This is a genomic window from Deinococcus sp. YIM 77859 (assembly GCF_000745175.1).
Taxonomy (GTDB): Bacteria; Deinococcota; Deinococci; order Deinococcales; family Deinococcaceae; genus Deinococcus.
This window is the reverse complement of sequence record NZ_JQNI01000002.1, coordinates 1,687,501-1,705,000: the sequence shown is the minus strand read 5'-3', so window position 1 is coordinate 1,705,000 and position 17,500 is coordinate 1,687,501. Positions and strand designations below refer to the sequence as shown.

The window sequence follows — 17,500 nt, the reverse complement described above, 5'->3', positions numbered from 1 at the left end:
AGCAGCTCGTCGGCTCGCCGCGCCGCTTGGCGACGGTCCCAGCCCAGCAGCTCCGGTACGGTGGCCACATTCTGCGCCACGGTGAGGTGGGGAAAGAGCCCGACCTGCTGAATCACGTAGCCGATCCCGCGCCGCAGCGTCTCCGGACGCAGGTCACGGGTGTCGCGGCCTCCCAGCAGGACGCGTCCCCCACTGGGCTCCACAAGACGGTTGATCATGCGCAGTGTGGTTGTCTTGCCGCAGCCGGACGGGCCGAGCAGCGCGGTGACCTCGCCCTCCGGGAACACCAGATTCAGGTCACGCACGGCGCACGTCCCGGCGTACCACTTGCTCAGGTTCTGAAGTTCGATCATTCCACCCGTCCCAACCGCCGCCCCAGCTGCCTTTCTAGCTCGCGCAGCGCGGCGTCTAGTCCCAAGGCGAGCAGGGCTGCGGGCACCGCGCCCAGCAGGATCAGGTCGGCCGCGGCGCTTTGTAGACCCTTAAAGATGTAGGTGCCCAGCCCGCCCGCACCGATCAGGGCCGCGACGGCCGCAACACCCACGAGGAGGACGGCAGCCTGCCGGACGCCGCTGAGCCATACCGGGAGGGCCAGGGGCAGGCGCACCCGCCAAAAAAGCTGTGCCGGCGTCATGCCCATTCCGCGTGCGGCGTCCACAACGTCCGGGGAGACCCCTTGCAGCGCCACCACACCATTCCGCAGGACGGGCAGCAGGGCATACAACGTCATGGCCGTGAGGGCCGGGACGACGCCAATGCCGCTGATGCCGAGGTTCCGCAAGCCTGGAAAGGCGTTGGCCAGCGCCGAGAGGGGGGCGATCAGGAGGCCCAGCAGCGCCAGGCTGGGGAGGGTCTGGATGCCGCTCGCCACGCCGAGCATCACACCGGCCCGCCGCTCACGGCCTGCCCCCCACACGGCGAGCGGCGCGCCGAGCAGGAGGGCCAGGCCGAGCGCGCTCCCAACCAGCCGCAGGTGCTGCGCGAGTTCCTGTACCCAGCGCTCGCCCTCTTGGTGGCCCTCGACGAGCACGGACCAGGCGTTCAGGTGCCCGGCCAGCACCAGGCCTCCCGCCGGGAGGAGCGCTGCCCAGATCAGCGCCCGGGGCCGAGTCCCCAGGGCCGCGATCCCCGCGCCCAGCAGAAAGAGCCAGGCTCCGCTGGCTGCGCTCGCCCGCGCGAAGGGAGGTTGACCCACCAGCGCCGCGCGGGTTTGATCGCCCAGCATCCAGGCCCACCCGCTCAGGGCGAGCGCGGCCGCCAGCCCGGTGAGGGCCGGTACCCGGCGGGCTGGCCACAGCGGCAGGACCGCGAGCAGGGCCCCGGTGGCCACCAGCAGGGGAGGGAGGCGCAGGAACTCGCCGGGAGCCAGGCGATTGGGGCGCAGCAGCACCCAGGGAAGGAGCGCGCCCGCAAGCATCAGCAGGGCGGCCAAGGCCAGGACTGTTCCTGTTGCGCCGGGAGCCTTGCCCCGCGCGTCAGCGGCACTCACGTGCTGCACTCGCTCCCAGGCAGGCAAGTGGGCCTCACCGGATGAGTCCTTTGCCCTTGAGGTAGCGCTCGGCCACGTCCCGCGCGCTTCGGCCTTCAAGGGCGACCTGCGCGTTAAGCTGCTGTAGGGTCGCCTGGGTGAGGCCGGCAAAGGTCTTATTCAGCAGCGCTGTGATCTGTGGATGGGCCTTGAGGACCGCCGTGCGGATGATGGGAGCGGGCTGATACACTGCCTGCGCGCCCTTGGGATCTTTGAGGGCCACCAGGTTGAGCGCCGCAAGGGTGCCGTCGGTGCCGTAGGCCATGGCGGCATTGACGCCGTTTGTCCCGTTGGCGGCGGCCTGCTGTGTCTGGGGAGGCGTAGCCCCCGCGAGCACCAATTTCTGATCGGGCCGCAGCTTGAAGCCGTAGGTGGCCTCGAACGCGGGCATGGTGTCGGGGCGGTTAAAGAATTCAGGACTTCCCGCGATCTTGAAGCGGCCACCGGCCTTGAGGTACCGGGCGAGGTCAGCCACAGTGTTCAGCCGGTGTGTCTGTGCCAGAGCTCGCGGCACCGCGATCACCCAGGTGTTGTTGACGTTGGCGGGCTTCAGCCAGGTGATGCCGTTTTTCGCGTCCAGTTGCCGCGCCAGGTCGTAGATCCTGCGGGGATCGCCCGCCGCCTTGGCCCCGATCTTGGCTTGGGGAAAGAGGTAGACGGCATTGCCGGTGTACTCGGGGTACACGTCGATCTCGCCCGCCAGGATCGCCTTGCGGTTCACGCCCGTATCGCCCAGATTCGTGCGGTCGGTGACCTCTAGCCCCGCGTTCCGGAGGGTCAGAACAATCATCTGCCCGAGCAACTGGGCCTCGGGGTCGAGCTTGCTCCCCACGACGATGGGCTTGGCGGCGGCGCTTCCCAGCGTGACCGCCAGTGAAAGGACGAGGACACGTTTCATGGTGAGGTTCACCCTAGTCGCCCCACGGGAGCAGGGCGGTAGGAGAAATGACAAAGGCCGCTCATCGCGAGCGGCCCCGCAGGGTACGCGCAGATTAGAGGTTGCCTTTGAGGGTCGTGGCGGCCTTGAAGCGGATCTTTTTGCCGGCGGGAATCTGGATGCGCTCGTTTGTGCCGGGGCGAACGCCGGTGCGCGCGGCCGTCTCGGTGACGCTCAGCGTTCCCAAGCCGGGTAGACCCACGCTCTTGCCCTCGCGCAGGGCCTGCGCGATCCCTTCCAGCACCGCGCCGACGACCTCGCCCGCCTGTTTGCGGCTGAGGCGGGTTCGTTCGGCGACCTGATCGATAATCTGTGTCTTGGCGACCTTGCCGCTGCTTCCGCGGGCCCCTTCTCCGTTGCCGTCACCTTGATTCGCTCTGGTCATGCGTGGACCTCCGAAAGGTGGATTTGAGCAGATTGTTGGCTCAAGGGCACAGTAACACACGTTGTTTGCAGATGAAAATGGGAAAGGACATGCCCAGTTGCTGTGGCCCACCGGCCCAAGGGCGGCTTAGCCTTCTCCCGCCCCGCGCAGGTTCAAGACCCGGACCCGACCGGTGAGCGCGTCCAGGGTCCACAGCTGACCCCGCAGCGGCGTTCCTATGCCGCCCAGCACCTTGAGCGTTTCCAGCGCCATGACGCTGCCGACCACGTTCGGCACCGGTCCCAACACGCCGGCCTCGTCGCAGGCTTCGGCCCCCTCTGGGTCAGGAAAGACGTCGCGCAGGCCGAGGTGGGGACCAAACACACTGACGAGGCCGCTTGTGCCGCTGGCCGCACCCCAGACCCACTCGCGGCCCAGCCGCTGACAGGCATCGGCGACTGTATAGCGGGCCGCGAAGTTGTCGGTGGCGTCGACCACCAGGTCCACGTTGTTCACCAGGGGGCCGATCGTTTGCGTGTCCACCGCTGGGGCCACCTCAACCCGCACGAAGGGATTGAGTGCCTGCACCCGCGCCGCAGCCACCTCTGCCTTGGACCGTCCCACGTCCCCTGCGCTGTAGAGAAGCTGGCGGTGCAGGTTGCTGAGGTCCACCGTGTCCCCGTCCGCGATCACCAGCCGCCCCACGCCGGCCCCGGCCAGTTGTAGGAGGACGGGGCCGCCTAGGCCTCCCGCCCCGACCACCAGGACCGCCCCCCGCCGCAGCCGCTCCTGCGCGCCCGCCTCCTGCCACTCGGGCACCAGCAGTTGCCGGGAGTAGCGCCGCAGTTCGGCCCGGGAGAGGGGAGAGGCGAGCAGGGAGGTCATGCGCCGAGTCTAGAGCGCCCGGAGCTGAAGCGGACGTGCTGCGGGGCGCGAGCCTCTAGAATGCACGCTGTCATGGTGCTCCTGGTTGCCCTCGCCGCCTACCTGCTCGGCTCCCTGGTGGCGGGCGTGCTGTACTCGCGGGCGCGTGGGGAGGATATCCGGGACCGCGATCTGCCGGGAGGAAGCGGTACCTACCGCCAGTACGGCCTGGCCGCCGCGCTGGCTGTGGCGGCCGCCGACGTGCTCAAGGGCGTGGTGGCGGCGCTGCTGGCCCGCCTGCTCACGCCGGACGCCACCTGGGTCGCGGCGCTGTTCGTGGTGCTGGGGCACTGCTACCCGGTGTTCTTCCGCTTTCGGGGTGGGGGCGGCATCGCGCCGCTGCTGGGGGCCTTGCTGGTGACGGCGCCCCTGGCGCTGGCGGGGATGCTGGCCGCCGGGCTGCTGCTGATTCCGCTGTACCGCGCGACCCTCCAAAAGCGCCTGGGCCTGAACGCCGTGCCGTTTGCCACCGCCGCCGTCCTGCCGCTGGGCCTGCTGCTGGCGGCCCGCTTCGGCGGCTTGGCCGACCTGCTTGCCGGAGCGGGCGTGATGGCGGTGCGCGCCCTCCACCTGCTGGCGCCGCGGAAGCGGGCCATATGAGGCGGCGTTGGACCGCGCTGCTCCTGCCCGCCCTGCTGTTGCTGGGGCCGGGGGCAGGAGCAGACGCCGTGCGGGAAGGCCGCACCCTGCGCTACGAGGACGGCGCGGTTCTGCGCTGGGAACGCCACTACCCTGCCGCGTTGGGCGAGCTCACCGGCCCGGTGACGCTGGGCGGCGTGATCTATCTGGGGGTGGGCCCGGTCGTGTACGCGTTTGCCGAAAGCGGCGCGCTGCTGGCCCGCTACGACCTGCCTGCTCCCGTCACGTCCCTGGATCCTACCGGCGGCACCCTGCGCGTGAGCACGGCGGGCAGCGGGTATGTGGAGCGCTTTACCCTGGGTGACCCCCGTCAGGGCGGCGGCGTGCAGGAACGGGTGGTGTTGGCACCCGATCCCGAGGTCACCGGCTGGCTGGAGCGGGCCGCCCGCCTGGTTCCGCCCGAAGAGCTGACGCGCGCGGCCCGCGAGGACCCGCTGAACCCCTTTCTGGCTGTGCAGGAGGCGCAGCAGGCGGCTCGGCGCGGTGACCGCTACGCCATGCTGAACGCAGTGCGCCGCTCGCTGGAGGGCGAGTTGCCCTTTCCAGCCTGGGTGCGGCTGGCGGCGGCCCTGGACGCGAGCGGCTTTCCCGCCGCGGCGGATCTCGCCCTGGACCGAGCTCGCCGGGACGCCGCAGCCCGCGGCTACGACCCCGAGGTGCGGGTCAGCCGCGAGGCGCTTTTGGCCTATGGCAACCCCAGCGGGTACGTGGGCACGCTGCTCGACCAGGGCCGTCTGGGGCGGGCCGACGTCTGGCTGCGCTACCTGCGCGACCTGCACCCCCGCTTCGAGGGTGGTTCGGCGCTGTATGCCCGCTACGCCGACCTGTTGGACGCCCAGGGCCGCAGCGGCGAGGCGGAGGAATGGCGGCAGTTCAGCCGTGAACTGCGCGCGGGCACGCTGTATAACCTCGGGGCCGAGGGACCGCGCCGCGTGCGGGACGCGGCACGCCTCCTGACGCTGGCACTCCTGCTCGCGCTGGGCGCGGCGCTGCTGACCCTGACGGTTCGGGCCTGGCGGGTGCAGGGGGAAGAGACCCGCGCGCTGGGGGCCGCTGGGCCTCCTGGGTGCGGCACCCGCTGGCCCGGGCGCGGCACGTGGCCATCCTGTATGCCTCGTTCGGAGAGCGGCTGGCGGTGGCGGTGCTGGCCGCCGGCCTGGTGGTCAGCGTGGGGGGATGGCAATGGGCCAACGGCACCGCGGCCCGGCTGAATGCCCCCGCGCTGAATATCGGCACCTACGGGGGTGGGTGGTTCGCCGCCCACCTGGACGACCTCGACCTGCGCGCCACCCCCGACACCGTGCTGCTGGTGGGCCTTGCGGCGCAGCTGGATGGTGACGACAGCGCCGCTCGTGAGCGGTACGCTCGCCTGCCCGGGGATGCCTGCGCGCTCAATAACCTCGGCGTCATCGCGCAGGGCCGTGGGGACGCTCCGCAGGCGCGCGAACTGTACCGCGCCGCCCTGGCCGCTCGGCCCGACCTGGCCGCCGCCGCCTACAACCTGGGCCTAAACCCCAGCACGCCCGGCACCAGCTTTCAGCGCGCCTACCGCCCCGGCGAACCCCGGCTGTGTTACCCCGATGACCGCAGCCTGGCCCGTGCGGTTCAGGGTGACCTCAGTGTGACCCTGCGGCGCGACCTGCGAAGTCCCCTGGGCACCCTCACGCCGGGGCCCGGCCAAAGTGTGCGGCTGGGGGCGGCCTTTTTGGGGGCGCTTGCGCTCACGGCGCTCCTGGCGCTGGCCCTGCTGGTTCCGCGTCCAGCAAGTGCCGTTCGGCAGGGCCGCCCCGCGGCTTACCGCCTGGCCGCGCTGCTGCTGCCGGGTACGGCGCTGCTGGAGGGTGCCTGGGGGACCGTGCTGCTGCTCGCGTGGGCCGCCGCCGTAGCGGGCCTGGCGCCCATGCTGGGCCTTGCCCGCTTCGCTGCGCCGCTCGAGCCCGCGCCGCCCGGCACCCGCACCGCCCTGCTGACGCTGCTGGCCGCGACCTACCTGCTCAATACGCTCGCCTGGCTGATGGTCGAACTGCGCTGGGCTCGGCGCCGACGGCGTGAGGCGGCAGGCTGAAGGCCCGGTCCCCTCTCTTCATTCTCCCTTTATTCTGGCGGCCCGTGTCGAGGACGGGGCAGACGTCCGTCAGGTTGGGTTCGCATACTGGCCGGATGTTCGTGTGCAGTCTTTCGGCTCGCCAGCTCTTTTCCCGCACCCTGGGGCGAAGTTCCCGCCTCCTGCTTGCCGCGCTTGCCCTGGGGCTGACCGCGGCACCGGCCGCCGCTCTGGGCGCGGTGCAGTTCACGTTCACCACGGATCAGACCGCCGCCGCCCTCAACGGTGAAGCGGCCCAGCTCCTCGTCCCGCCCCGCCTGCTGAAGGGCCGGACCATGCTGCCCCTGCACGAGACGGCCGCGCTGCTGGGGCAAAAGGTGAGCGAGGTGGAGGGTCAGATTCAGCTGGGCCGCCTGACGGTGGACCGCGCCCGGAATGCGGCCCTGCTTGCGGGAACCCCGCAACCCGAGGGGAGCGTCGCCACATTGGACGGAACCCTGTACGTGAGTGCTCGGCTGCTGGCCGAGGCCTTGAATGGCCATCTCAGCGTGGACGAGAGCGGGCGGACCCTCACCCTCACGGCGCTGCGCGAGGGCGGCAACCCCTTGGCACCCCAGGCCCGCTTCTCCACCGACAAAACCTCCTACGCGCCGGGCGAACGGGTGATCTTTACCGAGTACGCCTTTGATCCCGACGGGGCGGATATCGTGAGCCGCAAGTGGCAGGGGCGGCAGGACGTGTACTTCCAGCCGGGCACCTACACCGTGACCCTCCAGGTCACCAACAGCCGCGGCCTTCAGAGCGCCCCCTTTTCCCGGACCTTCCGGGTGGAGGGTCCCCCGGTGGACACGCCGCTCAGCTACGCCCTGAAGTACGCCGAGCCCGGCGACCGCTTTCCCGATCCCCTGGTGTCGGGCTACCCCGCCGTGACCGCCGTGCCCGTGGCGGGCCCCAGCTACCCACTGCTCTTTAGTGATAGCCCCGAGGCGCCGACCCAAAGCGGCGTCCTGTACCAGGACAGCGTTGCGGGGCGCGCTCGGCTGCTCGCGTACCACCTCAACGCGCTGGGCCAGCCTGCTCGGCTGTACGTTCTGGCGCGGAACCTGGAGGGGCGGCCCGTCGAGGTCCGCACCGAACGCCTGGGCGAGACGGCCCCTACTCGGATCGAGGGGCTGCTGGGCCAGGTCACGCTGCTCGACTACTTCGCGAGCACGGGCGGCCAGGTCCTGACCCTCGCGCCCGGACAGAGTGCCGCCGTCTACGCCAGCCCTACCCTGGGTCCCGGCAGCGGCGCCAACGTGATGCAGGACCTCAGCACCACCGGCCGGGTAGAGCTGACCTTTGTGATGCTGGAAGAGGCCCTGCCGCCCACGGCGCAGGTGATTCAGCAGCTTCCCTACCTCCCGCCCGACGGCAAGCACCAGCGCGGCACCTTTCCAGGGGCGGTGCGGTCCCTGCGCGTGAACCTGACGGCCCTGCCCGCCCGCCTGGTGATCGGTGACGGGCAGCTTGACCCCGCGCTTGTCGGCACCGACGTCCTGACCGGCCGCCCGCAACGGCTGCTGGGCAACTACGGCGTTCTCTATGACCTGGAGGTCACGGGGGCAGGCGGCACCGCCATCGCCCTGAGCCCCCGCGGCGGCCTGTACCGCGGCGCCATGCACATCGAGGACGGCCCGATCACCCAAACGATCAAGCTGCCCCGCACCGGGAACGCCCTCACGCCCGACCAGCCCGTTCTGCTGTGGCGGCCCCAGAGTGACCGTCTGAACATCGACTTCGTGCCCGCCAGCGGCAGCAACCTGCCCGTCAGCCTGGTGTTTTACCGAGCACAGGTCCGCTCTGGGTTCGGGGGAGTGTGGAAGACCTATCAGCCCTAAGGAGGGGGTAGAGCTGGCCCTTTGCCCCTGCCTACAGGGTGCAGGTCGCCGCCACCCACCACCCCGGATGCTCAGCCTGGAGCGTGCGGGCGGCGGCATGGGCCTGGTCGTCGTTTTCGGCCAGCGCGAAGCAGGTCGACCCGGAGCCACTCATCAAAGGCGAGCGTAGGCCTGCGCGGCTGAGCGCGTCGAGGGCCTCGCGAATGGGCGCGTGGCGGGCGGCGACGGGGCCTTGCAGGGCGTTCCGGTACGGGACGTTCCGGCCATCGGCCAGGGCCGCAAGCACGCCCTCCACGTCGAGGGCGGGCGTAAAGCCTTCCTCGCCGTCCAGCCAGGCGTAGGCGTCCCGGGCGCTCACCGCTACGCCGGGATGAACGAGCACGAGCGGCACACGCGGCACCGGCAGCGGCGTCAGGACCTCCCCGATGCCCTGCGCGAGGGCCGCTCGTCCCAGCAGGAAAAACGGCACGTCCGCGCCCAGGGTCAGGGCCAGCGTGGGAAGGGACACGGACGCGGGATACAGCCGCGCCAGGGCCATCAGCGTGGTGGCCGCGTCGCTGCTGCCGCCGCCCAGGCCGGAGGCGAGGGGCAGGCGCTTGCGCAGGGTGATCGCCGCGCCCCCTGGCACGCCCGCTGCCTCCAGATACGCCCGCGCGGCGCGGTACACCAGGTTCCCTTCGTCCACCGGGAGGTTGGCCCCCTCGACCTGGAGGGTGAGGGTGCTGGCCGGGCGGATGTCCAGCTCGTCGCCGACGCTGAGCGGCACCATGATGGAGTGGAGCTCGTGGTAGCCGTCGGCGCGCAGCCCACGGACGCTCAGGCCGAGATTGACCTTGGCGGGGGCGAAGTAGGTGACGGCGGCACCGCCCGTTACCGGTTGAACAGTCGCAGGATCTCCAGGCATCGGTTCCTCAACGCCTAGCATCCCATACCGCCGCGACCGCTTGTGCCAGCGCGAGGTCACCGGGCGTGGTGACCTTGAAAAGCCGGGCATCGCCGGGCACCAGCGTCACCGGGACACCCAGCCGGGCAACCAGGCCCGCGTCATCCGTCGCGCTGAAGCTTTCGGCTCGTGCCGCCGCGTGGGCCCGCAGCAGCAGCTCGCGGCGAAAGCCCTGCGGGGTCTGCACCGCCCACAGGCCCTCACGGGGGACCGCGCCCGCCCATCTGCCCCGCTCACCCCGCACCAGCGTATCGGCCACGGGCAGGGCGGCGGTGGCCGCGCCGGTTTCGGGAACGGCCTCTAGCAGCGCGTGCACCACCTCCCCCGGCAGGAAGGGCCGCGCCGCGTCATGAACAAGCACCACGTCCGCCGAGGTGGCGTGCAGCAGCCGCCACACGCTCTCCTGGCGCGTCTTGCCGCCCGAGGTGGCCCGCGCCGGGATGCCCTGCGGCAGGCTCCATCCCTCGGGCAGCGCCACCAGCACCTCATCCACCAGGGGGGCGAGCGCGGCCACGCTGCGGGCGAGCAGGCTCTGTCCCGCGACCTCCACAAACGCTTTTGGCCCGCGCCCCAGGCGGGTGCCGGACCCAGCGGCGGGAATGAGGGCGGCGGTGCGGCCCGCGAGCAAGCAGACGCCGGTCACGCCTCCTCCTTCCAGCGCCGGAATCCCGGCACGTCCAGCCCGAACTGGTCGAGGACGCGGGCCGTGACGAAGTGCAGCAGTTCGCCCACGTTTCCCGGCGCGTGGTAGAAGCCGGGGCTGGCGGTCATCACGGTCGCGCCCGCGTCAAAGGCACTCAGCATGTTCTGAAGCACCGGTCGCGAGAGTGGATCCTCACGCACGACGAGCACCAGCCGCCGCCGCTCCTTGAGGGTCACGTGCGCGGCCCGGGCCAGCAGGTTGTCCGTGAAGCCTCCCGCCACCTTCGCCAGCGTTCCGGCGCTGCACGGCACCACCAGCATGCCGTCCGTGCGAAAAGACCCGCTGGCGACGCTGGCCGAGAGGTCCCGGTCGTCGTGGGTGACCCGGGCGAGGGCCGTGAGGTCCGCGAGCTGCGGGCCGCCCTCTGCCGTCATCACTCGCTTGGCCCCACTGGTCACGATCAGGTGGGTCTCCACCTCCAGCGCCCGCAAGGCACGCAACACCGACAGCGCGTAGGGCATGCCGCTGCCCCCACTGACCCCGACCACCAGCCGCATACGGGGCAGCGTAGCAGAGGAGTACGCTGGGGCATGACCGCCGCTCACGCCGCAGCTCTGCTGCAAGGCTACTGGCAGGGCGCACACCTCGCCGATCCGCCCGCCTACCTGGACCGCCTGCGTGCCCTCTCCCCGGTGCTGTATGACCCCGGCACGGGCTTTGCCCTGCTGACCGGACACGCCGAGCTCAGTGCCGCCCTGAAAAGTCCCTTTGTGCGCACCGGCAAGGTCGGCGGCGACTCCGCCTTCCTCCAGAGCGAATCGGCGCGGCTGATGGCTCCGATGATGCTCTTTCACGACGGCGCTTCTCATACCCGCCTGCGGTCTCTCGCGCAGCGGGCCTTTACGCCGCGGGTGCTGGAAGAAAGCCGCGCCTTTATCACCGCCCTCACCGATGAGCTGCTTGCTGAGGCCGCGCGGCAGGCCCGGAGGCGTGGGGGAGAGGTGGACGCGGTGGCGGCCCTCGCGGTTCCCCTGCCCGTCACCGTGATTGTGCAGATGCTGGGCCTGGAGGGCCACGACGCCGACCTTTTTCGGACCTGGGCGGGCAGCGTGGCGGACCTGATCGGCGGTCTGAACATGACGCCGGAGCGCTGGGCAGGAGTGGAGGCGGACGCCGGGGCGATGCGCCGCTACTTCCGCACGCTGGCGGACGACCTGCGGGCCCACCCCCGACCGGGCCTGCTCTCCGCCTTGGCCGCGGCGGAGGACGGGGGCGAGCGGCTCAGCGGTGATGAGCTGCTTGCCAACGCAGTTCTCCTGCTTGTGGCCGGGCACGAGACGACCAGCAACCTGATCTCCGGGAGCCTGCACGTGCTGCACGCGTGGCCGCAGGAACGGGCCTGGCTGGCCGAAGACCCGGGAACGCGGGCCGCGAACGCGGTGGAAGAGCTGCTGCGCTTTCTCTCGCCCGTGCAGGGAACTGGGCGGTTCACGGTCGCCCCCCTCACGCTGGGCGGCGCCGAATTGCCCGCCGGGCTGCACCTCAGCCTCAGCCTGGCCGGGGCCAACCGTGATCCACGCGTGTTTGAAGCGCCGCACCGCCTCAACCTCGCGCGCGAGAACGCCCGGCTCCACCTCAGTTTTGCCGCCGGAGCCCACTACTGCCTGGGTGCGGGCCTGGCACGGATGGAGGCGGCCATCTTCCTGACGCGTTTCCTGGCTCGTTTTCCTGAGTACCGGGTGCCCGAGCAGCCGCTCGACTACCTGCCGAACTTCACGCTGCGGGGCCTGCGCGCCCTGCGCCTGAACCTCGCTTGACCGGGTGCCGGGCCGACCTCAGGTGAGGTGCCGCCCGCTAGACTCAGGTTCATATGGCCGACCTTGACCGTGCTCGTGAGGCCCTGCGTGCCGCCATGACCGCCTGGGCGGTGGCGGAGGTGCGCGGCGACCAGGCCCGCGTGACCCTCGTTCCCGACTCGGACCAGCTTGCCCTGCACCTGGAGCGGGTAGACCCGGCGTGGTCCCTGACTTGGGCCTGCGAGAGCGTGGCTCCGCCCGTCGTGCGCGCCCGCCTGAGCGTGCTGGGTGCCGTCCGCGAGGGGCTCGCGAGCGGCCACAGCCTCCAGGACGCCAAGCTGCGCGCGCTGGCCGACGCCGCCCACTTTTTTGGTGTGGCGCTGCCGACCGAGGCCCAGTGGGTCGAATACGACCCGGAGGAGGGGCCCAATACCGCTGACCTGGTGGCCGAGGCCGAGAGCGCCGCTGCACCGGCGGCGCGTCCCGCCGCTCGGCCCCCCGAGCCTCCCCGTGACCCCCAGATGGAAAAGGCCCGGCGCCACATCGAGGACCTGATGGACCAGATCAGGGCGGCGGGCAAGGGGGGCGAGGCCGCGCGGGTTATCATGAACGGCTACGGCGAGACGCTCGAGGAAAGCCGCGCCATCTACAAGGAACTTCAAGCGATCCTCAGGGGCTAGGAGCGTGCAGAAATTCATTGCGGTGGGCGACATTCACGCCGATTGGGAGGGTTTGTGGGCAGCGTTGCGAGCGGCGAGCTGTGTGACGGCGGACGGTCGGCCCACGCCGCCGGTGTGCGCCGGTCGGTACCAGGTGGTCCTGATCGGGGACCTTGTTCACCCCAAAAGCGAGCGTGACTACGCGCGGCTGACCGGCCTGCCCCGCTTCGACCCCGGCCATCCGGAGCACCTCTTTCTGGCAGCGCGCGAGCAGGTGCGGCAGCTTGACCGGTTGCGGGCCTACCAGGCGGCCGCTCCCCACGCGGTCCATATCCTGCTGGGCAACCACGACGACGCCGTGCTGAACCCCGGTTATGTGCTGGGGACCGGCAGCGGTCTGGTTCACCTGGAGTTTGACCCGGCGCGGGGCGGTCAGCTCCTGCCCGAGCACCTGCGCGCCTGGATGGAAGGCTTCGCGCGCGAACTGCGGGTGGGCGGCGTGCAGTTTGCCCACGTCTCACCCCTTCCGGCCCACACCTTTTATGACGACCTCTTCTATGCTGATCCCAGCACCAAACGCTGGTTTCGTGACAGCCCCGAGTACGTCCGCATGGCGGGCCTGAGCTTTGGCGTGTACGGGCACACCCTACAGGAAGGGGGCATCCTGCTCGACCAAGAGGCGCGCCTGGCCATGATCGACGCCCTGCACGCCCGTGAGTATCTGGAACTGCTGCTTGACGCTGCCCAGCCAGAGCCCCTCCAGAGTGTTCGCGCCGTGCCCTTTTAGGCCCGCGTGTGTTGACAAGGCAGGAAGGCGCGGCTATCCTGAACCCCGCTGCTTTTTGCAGTGGTTGACGCTGGGGTCCGGTAGTGTAGCGGTTAGCATAACTGCCTGTCACGCAGTAGGTCGCGGGTTCAAATCCCGTCCGGACCGCCAAGCTTCCCCTTCGGGGGAACGCGGCTAGGTAGCTCAGCTGGTAGAGCAAACGACTGAAAATCGTTGGGTCGGCGGTTCGAGTCCGCCCCTGGCCACCAAACCAAACAAAAAGACTCCGTCCTAGGGCGGGGTCTTTTGGCTGTTGGGCGAAGGGCTGGGGCCCGAATCCTCTCAAAGCGCTTAAATTTGAAGCGCTTTTATCTGTTTCCTTCTGAGGGTGAGGCCGGTGAAAGACCGCACGCACACCCCCCAGCTTGACCCGGACCCGTGACCCCTCGCCCTCTGAGATTTCGGCCTCCAGGTGCCGCAAGGCTCATCCGGCTACCCGGCGGGAGTATCAAATCCCGGCATTGACCACTCCCACCCCGTGCGCCGCCCGTTCGTCCCCCGGCCCCGGCGTCAGCCGCGTGCGGTAGCCCTCTACGCCCACGCGGGCGATTTCGTCGAATATTTCAAGGATGGCGTTCTTGGTCCGGTACGTCCCGTACCTCGCCTCGTCCTTGCGCCGCACGATGGGGAAGGTCTCCATGATGTAGTCCACGTCGTCGCGCCCGACGCCGTACAGGTGAAAGTAGAGCGCGTCCAGTTCGGCCCGCAGCCAGAAACGCCGCTCGTCATCCCACACGAAGGGTGGCCCGTCGTACTCCAGGTCGCGCGCAAAGCCCGCCAGGTCGTGCGCCGTGTAGGTTAGCTCCAGCACACGCGGCGTGATGAAGGCGAGGAGATTGGGCGTGAAGGTGGAGGGGGGGAGAACGGGAAGCTGGCGGGTGACGTTGTATTTGAGGTGCGTTCCGCCGACTTTCTGCCTAACTGCGAAGTCATGCGCGAACGAGTTAAGCGTCCCCAGCAGGGCCGGAATCTGAGACATCGGACAATCCGGGAGCATTTGCAAGAACGTGTCACCTGCCGCTCTTCTCGGATAGACAGCGCCGATGAAAGTCCGCTCATTCGTCGCGTTCGTGATATCCCGCCATCCCATCAGCCAGTCCCGCCCCCACTCCCAGACCACACGCCCTTGCTTGTCCCGCTGAATCAGCCTGTCCTCGACTTCCCCTTCACTCACCCAGTACCTCGGCAGCGGCAGTTTTGTGGGGTCGGCCTTTTCCCCCGCCGTCATGTCCCGCGTGCTCCCATCCTGCGTGTAGGTGGCAAAGCGGTGGTCAAACTGGTGCATCAGCTTGGCCTCGTACAGCGGGAGCATCTGCGCCTGCCCGCGCACGTAGCGGTTGCCGCTGAGGGTCCAGCCCTCGGCTTCCAGTTCGGCGGCGGTGCGAAAGATACGTGAAGCTGTGTTCATCATGAACATCAACATGAACTTGACGCCCCACGGGTTCTCCCCGGTCGCCTCGTTCAGCAGCACGGGCACCCGCTGGTAGATGCCCTTGGTGATGGCCGCATCCCTGGCCGTGCGGAAGACGGGCGCGGTGCGGGTGTTCGGGTTCAGGAGGGCGATCTCTTCGGGCGAGAGTGTGAAGCGCTTGCCGGGGTCGCGCACGTCGTCGGGCCGCAGCGCGAAGAAGACGAAGCTCGCCGCCTTGTTCGGGCGGGCCCTGCCGCTGACCGACAGGGTGCAGAACTTGAAGCTGCGGTGAACGCCGGGGAAGATGCCTTCCCGGTTCTCGAAGTCGTACAGGCTGCGCAAGCGGCGCGTATCGATCAGTTCGTTGAAGAAATGCTGATTAAATGAGTCGGTCGCTATTCCTGTGGGGACAACAAGTCCACAGATGCCTGTTGCCGAGATGCTGTCCTTGCTTAGCTCACAGAAGAGAGGGGCCGTATTAAGACGCCCAAAACTGGTTTTTGGATAGCGGCCACTGCTATGGATGAAGTGTTGCAAGCCCTCCGTTCGACGTTTTTCGCGCAGATAGGCCTGGTAGAGCTTCGTGTCTTCGCTCTTGAGGCGTTCAATCATGCGGTCCCGCGTAGCCATGTTCGGGGCGTTGGCAATATCTGGGCGACTCACTGCAAAGAACTCTTGAGGATCAAGCTGTATCTGTTCCCACGGCGGATTGCCCAGCACGCAGTCAAAGCCGCCCCGCGCGTACACGTCCGGGAACTCCACGTGCCAGTGAAAGAAGCGGTACTGCTCGGCCAGCTCGGACACCAGGGCGGTGACCTCCGGCAGGCTCTGCGGGTCGCGCTCCAGGGTCCGCAGGGTGCCCGTGGTGATGGCGGGAGCACCCGGCACCCTGGGGGCGACAAAGGCGGCGCACCAGGCGTCGGCCAGGGTCTTCAGGCGCTGGTGCTCGGCGTGCGTCTGGATGGCGGCCCAGGTGGATTCCTGCGCCTGCACGTGCTCCAGCGTGTCCGGCTCGATGCGGTCCAGGGCCTCGACCATCCGCCGCAGGCCGCTCAGGTCGCCGCCCACGTCAAAGAGGCTCTGGCTGCCGTGCGCCCGCTCGATCAGGTCTTCACGTTCCTGCTTGTTGCGCTTTTTCAGGGCGCTCACGGTCTTCTTGTCGTCGCCCTCCAGCTCCGCGAAGGCTTCGTCGGGGAGGTGCAGGGTGACGGCCTTGACAGCGGGCTTCAGCACGCGCTTGACCATCTTTTCGGGAATCTCGTCCTCGCGGCGCATGAGTTCGGGCGTGGTACCCAGCAGGCTGTTTCCGCTCCTGAGGCGGTGGTCCAGGAAGGCGAGCGGCTTGCCGGGCACGGCGCTTTCCAGCCACAGGGCGACCCGGGCGAGTTCGGTCGCCATCGGGTTAAGGTCCACCCCGTAGATGCAGTGGGCGATCACCTCACGGGTGGCGGCGCGAAGCTGCTGGGGCGAGGGGTGCGTCACGCCGTGTTCGGCGCGGGCCAGGGCCAGGCCGATCCTCCGGGCGGCGGCGAGCAGAAAGTGTCCGCTGCCGCAGGCGGGGTCCACCACCTTGAGGGCCTTGAGGGCGGCCACCGGGTCGGGCTGGGTCAGCGCCTCCTCGATCACCGGGTCCAGGGCGCTTTCCAGCAGCAGCTCGATGAGGCCGGAGGGGGTGTAGTAGCTCCCGGTGGTCTTGCGCTCGTTGCCCGCCGCCGTGCTCAGGCGAAAGGTGCCGGTGGCCGTGTTGACCTCCGGGTGCAGCTCCAGCAGGCTCTCGTAGATGCTGCCCAGCTCCTCGGCGTCCAGTCCCGCGAAGTTCACGGGCCGGGTGGTGCGGCCCTCCTCAATCAGGGACAGGGCGCGGACGGCGGCGTACAGGTCGCTGTTGGCCAGCTCATAGCCCAGCAGGGGGTAGGGCTCAAACAGGTGCCCGCCAAAGGCCGGAAGTCCCAGGAACGGCAGCCCGCCGTACATCCCGCGCAGCAGGACCTTGAGGCCCTCCCAGGCGTCCCCGTGCGCCGCGCTTCCCTCGCTGGCCCCGGCGATCCGGCGCAGCCTGCGGGTGGAGTAGTGCTCGTAGCGGGCCTTTGCCACCGGGTCCGTGCCCTCCGGGTGCAGCAGGTCGCGGTCTTCAACCACAAACAGAAAGACGAGCTGGTAGACGAGCCTCAGAGACAGGCGGTAGAGGTCCCCGGCCTGGAATTCTCCGGCGGCGAGCTGATCTCGCAGGCCCCGGTTGCGCCGCAAAAAGCCCCCGCCCAGCGTGCTGATGGCCCGTTCCACGCCGTCCCGCAGGGCGTCGTTTGCGCGGGTGCCCTGCTCGCTGGCCTGCCGGTTCCAGCGCTCGATGATGGCGTTCTCGCCGCCCCCGAACCGGCTCCGGTGCGCGAGCAGCCACAGCAGCCGGAAGCTGGCGCTGTCGCCCTGGTCGAACATCTCCTCGAGGTCAAACTCGATAAAGGCGGGCCGGGTGACCTGGGCGTTGTCCCGCAGAAGCCGCAGCCGCTCCCCGTTCAGGACGAGGCCCCAGGTGTGTTCGCCGCTGCGGTTCAGGAACTCCTGCACCAGACCGTGCGGGCTGGCCCGCAGCGTGCCGTAGGTGGCGATGCGGTCAAGGTCCTCGCCGGGGGCGGCGTGAATGGGCACCGCGCCCAGAAAGCGGATGGGGTACGTCTTGCCCTCGATGACGAGCCGAGGCTGGGCCTGTAACTCGGTGTGGCCCAGTTCCTGCAAGAGCGGCGTGATCCAGTAGCGCAGGGGGTCGGCGCTGCCGCGCTCGGCCTTCGCTTCTGTCCAGCGGGCGTAGGCCCCCCGCAGGCGGTCCCAGGAACGGCTGATGCCCTCCTCGATGGGTTCTTTGGGGGCGAGGCCGTAGCTTTCCGGGTCGAGGAGGGTGCGGGCCTCTG

At 69.5% G+C, this 17,500-nt stretch carries 17 protein-coding genes and 2 tRNA genes (2 of these 19 running past the window's edge); 10 read left to right on the top strand and 9 right to left on the bottom strand.

Going from position 1 to position 17,500, the window contains the following annotated elements:
• The 5 genes from EI73_RS08340 to EI73_RS08320 all read right to left on the bottom strand — a co-directional run.
• Nucleotides 1–353, bottom strand: the beginning of a protein-coding gene (locus EI73_RS08340; RefSeq protein ID WP_034385893.1) for an ABC transporter ATP-binding protein. The gene continues 571 nt to the left of window position 1, outside the view; the window shows 353 of its 924 coding nt (coding positions 1–353); it begins with the start codon at nucleotides 351–353; the stop codon falls past the left edge of the window.
• Complete coding sequence (locus EI73_RS08335; RefSeq protein ID WP_369699460.1) at nucleotides 350–1,489, bottom strand: ABC transporter permease; 1,140 nt, start codon at nucleotides 1,487–1,489, stop codon at nucleotides 350–352. The genes EI73_RS08340 and EI73_RS08335 overlap by 4 nt, the downstream gene beginning before the upstream one ends.
• Nucleotides 1,490–1,523: 34 nt before the next feature.
• The gene (locus tag EI73_RS08330; RefSeq protein WP_034385892.1) at nucleotides 1,524–2,426 is read right to left on the bottom strand and encodes an ABC transporter substrate-binding protein; all 903 of its coding nucleotides are present in this window, start codon (nucleotides 2,424–2,426) and stop codon (nucleotides 1,524–1,526) included.
• 94 nt (nucleotides 2,427–2,520) lie between these two features.
• On the bottom strand, nucleotides 2,521–2,850 hold the full coding sequence (locus EI73_RS08325) for an HU family DNA-binding protein (protein WP_034385889.1): 330 nt from the start codon (nucleotides 2,848–2,850) through the stop codon (nucleotides 2,521–2,523).
• A gap of 126 nt (nucleotides 2,851–2,976) precedes the next feature.
• Nucleotides 2,977–3,714 carry a HesA/MoeB/ThiF family protein gene (locus tag EI73_RS08320; protein WP_034385888.1) on the bottom strand — a complete coding sequence of 246 codons (738 nt, stop codon included), beginning with the start codon at nucleotides 3,712–3,714 and terminating at the stop codon, nucleotides 2,977–2,979.
• 72 nt (nucleotides 3,715–3,786) lie between these two features.
• Here EI73_RS08320 and EI73_RS08315 point away from each other — a divergent pair, with 72 nt between their 5' ends.
• The 4 genes from EI73_RS08315 (at nucleotide 3,787) to EI73_RS08300 (ending at nucleotide 8,316) form a co-directional block, all read left to right on the top strand.
• Nucleotides 3,787–4,353, top strand: coding sequence for a glycerol-3-phosphate acyltransferase (locus EI73_RS08315; protein ID WP_034387928.1), 567 nt, complete (start codon nucleotides 3,787–3,789; stop codon nucleotides 4,351–4,353).
• Nucleotides 4,350–5,603 carry a hypothetical protein gene (locus tag EI73_RS16955; protein WP_034385886.1) on the top strand — a complete coding sequence of 418 codons (1,254 nt, stop codon included), beginning with the start codon at nucleotides 4,350–4,352 and terminating at the stop codon, nucleotides 5,601–5,603. The genes EI73_RS08315 and EI73_RS16955 overlap by 4 nt, the downstream gene beginning before the upstream one ends.
• Nucleotides 5,534–6,457 (top strand): hypothetical protein, encoded by a 924-nt coding sequence (locus EI73_RS16950; protein WP_369699459.1) that lies wholly within the window; start codon nucleotides 5,534–5,536, stop codon nucleotides 6,455–6,457. Before EI73_RS16955 ends, EI73_RS16950 begins: the two co-directional genes overlap by 70 nt.
• A 95-nt stretch (nucleotides 6,458–6,552) precedes the next feature.
• Nucleotides 6,553–8,316, top strand: coding sequence for a copper amine oxidase (locus EI73_RS08300; protein WP_034385885.1), 1,764 nt, complete (start codon nucleotides 6,553–6,555; stop codon nucleotides 8,314–8,316).
• Nucleotides 8,317–8,347: 31 nt separating this feature from the next.
• Here EI73_RS08300 and EI73_RS08295 read toward each other — a convergent pair whose 3' ends face one another.
• The 3 genes from EI73_RS08295 to EI73_RS08285 are packed head-to-tail and all read right to left on the bottom strand — an operon-like array spanning nucleotide 8,348 to nucleotide 10,459.
• Nucleotides 8,348–9,220 carry a 4-(cytidine 5'-diphospho)-2-C-methyl-D-erythritol kinase gene (locus tag EI73_RS08295; protein ID WP_051935453.1) on the bottom strand — a complete coding sequence of 291 codons (873 nt, stop codon included), beginning with the start codon at nucleotides 9,218–9,220 and terminating at the stop codon, nucleotides 8,348–8,350.
• 7 nt (nucleotides 9,221–9,227) lie between these two features.
• Complete coding sequence (gene ispD / locus EI73_RS08290) at nucleotides 9,228–9,902, bottom strand: 2-C-methyl-D-erythritol 4-phosphate cytidylyltransferase (RefSeq protein ID WP_034385882.1); 675 nt, start codon at nucleotides 9,900–9,902, stop codon at nucleotides 9,228–9,230.
• On the bottom strand, nucleotides 9,899–10,459 hold the full coding sequence (locus EI73_RS08285) for a UbiX family flavin prenyltransferase (RefSeq protein ID WP_034385881.1): 561 nt from the start codon (nucleotides 10,457–10,459) through the stop codon (nucleotides 9,899–9,901). Before EI73_RS08285 ends, ispD begins: the two co-directional genes overlap by 4 nt.
• 33 nt (nucleotides 10,460–10,492) lie before the next feature.
• Between EI73_RS08285 and EI73_RS08280 the strand changes: the two genes are divergently transcribed.
• The 5 genes from EI73_RS08280 to EI73_RS08260 all read left to right on the top strand — a co-directional run bounded on the left by EI73_RS08280 (nucleotide 10,493) and on the right by EI73_RS08260 (nucleotide 13,392).
• Complete coding sequence (locus EI73_RS08280; protein WP_034385880.1) at nucleotides 10,493–11,719, top strand: cytochrome P450; 1,227 nt, start codon at nucleotides 10,493–10,495, stop codon at nucleotides 11,717–11,719.
• Between the two features lie 53 nt (nucleotides 11,720–11,772).
• On the top strand, nucleotides 11,773–12,378 hold the full coding sequence (locus EI73_RS08275; RefSeq protein ID WP_034385879.1) for a hypothetical protein: 606 nt from the start codon (nucleotides 11,773–11,775) through the stop codon (nucleotides 12,376–12,378).
• A 4-nt stretch (nucleotides 12,379–12,382) separates the two neighbouring features.
• Entirely contained in the window at nucleotides 12,383–13,144 is a 762-nt protein-coding gene (locus EI73_RS08270; protein ID WP_034385878.1) for a metallophosphoesterase, read from the top strand.
• A gap of 74 nt (nucleotides 13,145–13,218) precedes the next feature.
• A tRNA-Asp gene (locus tag EI73_RS08265) sits at nucleotides 13,219–13,294 on the top strand.
• Between the two features lie 22 nt (nucleotides 13,295–13,316).
• Nucleotides 13,317–13,392 (top strand) — tRNA-Phe (locus EI73_RS08260).
• Nucleotides 13,393–13,631: 239 nt separating this feature from the next.
• Here the strand turns inward: EI73_RS08260 and EI73_RS08255 are convergent.
• Entirely contained in the window at nucleotides 13,632–16,568 is a 2,937-nt protein-coding gene (locus EI73_RS08255) for an N-6 DNA methylase (protein WP_369699472.1), read from the bottom strand.
• Nucleotides 16,569–17,309: 741 nt separating this feature from the next.
• Between EI73_RS08255 and EI73_RS16945 the strand changes: the two genes are divergently transcribed.
• A protein-coding gene (locus tag EI73_RS16945) for a PhrC/PhrF family phosphatase-inhibitory pheromone (protein WP_369699458.1) crosses the window boundary here: on the top strand, nucleotides 17,310–17,500 show its 5' portion. Its footprint extends 118 nt past the window's final position; 191 of the gene's 309 nt are visible here — the first part of the coding sequence; its start codon is at nucleotides 17,310–17,312; its stop codon lies off the right edge, out of view.

Bases quoted from the DNA above. Each gene is read 5' to 3' on its own strand.
- EI73_RS08330 (WP_034385892.1), bottom strand. From the start codon at position 2,426: ATGAAACGTGTCCTCGTCCTTTCACTGGCGGTCACGCTGGGAAGCGCC.
- EI73_RS08325 (WP_034385889.1), bottom strand. From the start codon at position 2,850: ATGACCAGAGCGAATCAAGGTGACGGCAACGGAGAAGGGGCCCGCGGA.
- EI73_RS08320 (WP_034385888.1), bottom strand. From the start codon at position 3,714: ATGACCTCCCTGCTCGCCTCTCCCCTCTCCCGGGCCGAACTGCGGCGC.
- EI73_RS08315 (WP_034387928.1), top strand. From the start codon at position 3,787: ATGGTGCTCCTGGTTGCCCTCGCCGCCTACCTGCTCGGCTCCCTGGTG.
- EI73_RS16955 (WP_034385886.1), top strand. From the start codon at position 4,350: ATGAGGCGGCGTTGGACCGCGCTGCTCCTGCCCGCCCTGCTGTTGCTG.
- EI73_RS08300 (WP_034385885.1), top strand. From the start codon at position 6,553: ATGTTCGTGTGCAGTCTTTCGGCTCGCCAGCTCTTTTCCCGCACCCTG.
- EI73_RS08295 (WP_051935453.1), bottom strand. From the start codon at position 9,220: ATGCCTGGAGATCCTGCGACTGTTCAACCGGTAACGGGCGGTGCCGCC.
- EI73_RS08285 (WP_034385881.1), bottom strand. From the start codon at position 10,459: ATGCGGCTGGTGGTCGGGGTCAGTGGGGGCAGCGGCATGCCCTACGCG.
- EI73_RS08280 (WP_034385880.1), top strand. From the start codon at position 10,493: ATGACCGCCGCTCACGCCGCAGCTCTGCTGCAAGGCTACTGGCAGGGC.
- EI73_RS08275 (WP_034385879.1), top strand. From the start codon at position 11,773: ATGGCCGACCTTGACCGTGCTCGTGAGGCCCTGCGTGCCGCCATGACC.
- EI73_RS08255 (WP_369699472.1), bottom strand. From the start codon at position 16,568: ATGTACGGCGGGCTGCCGTTCCTGGGACTTCCGGCCTTTGGCGGGCAC.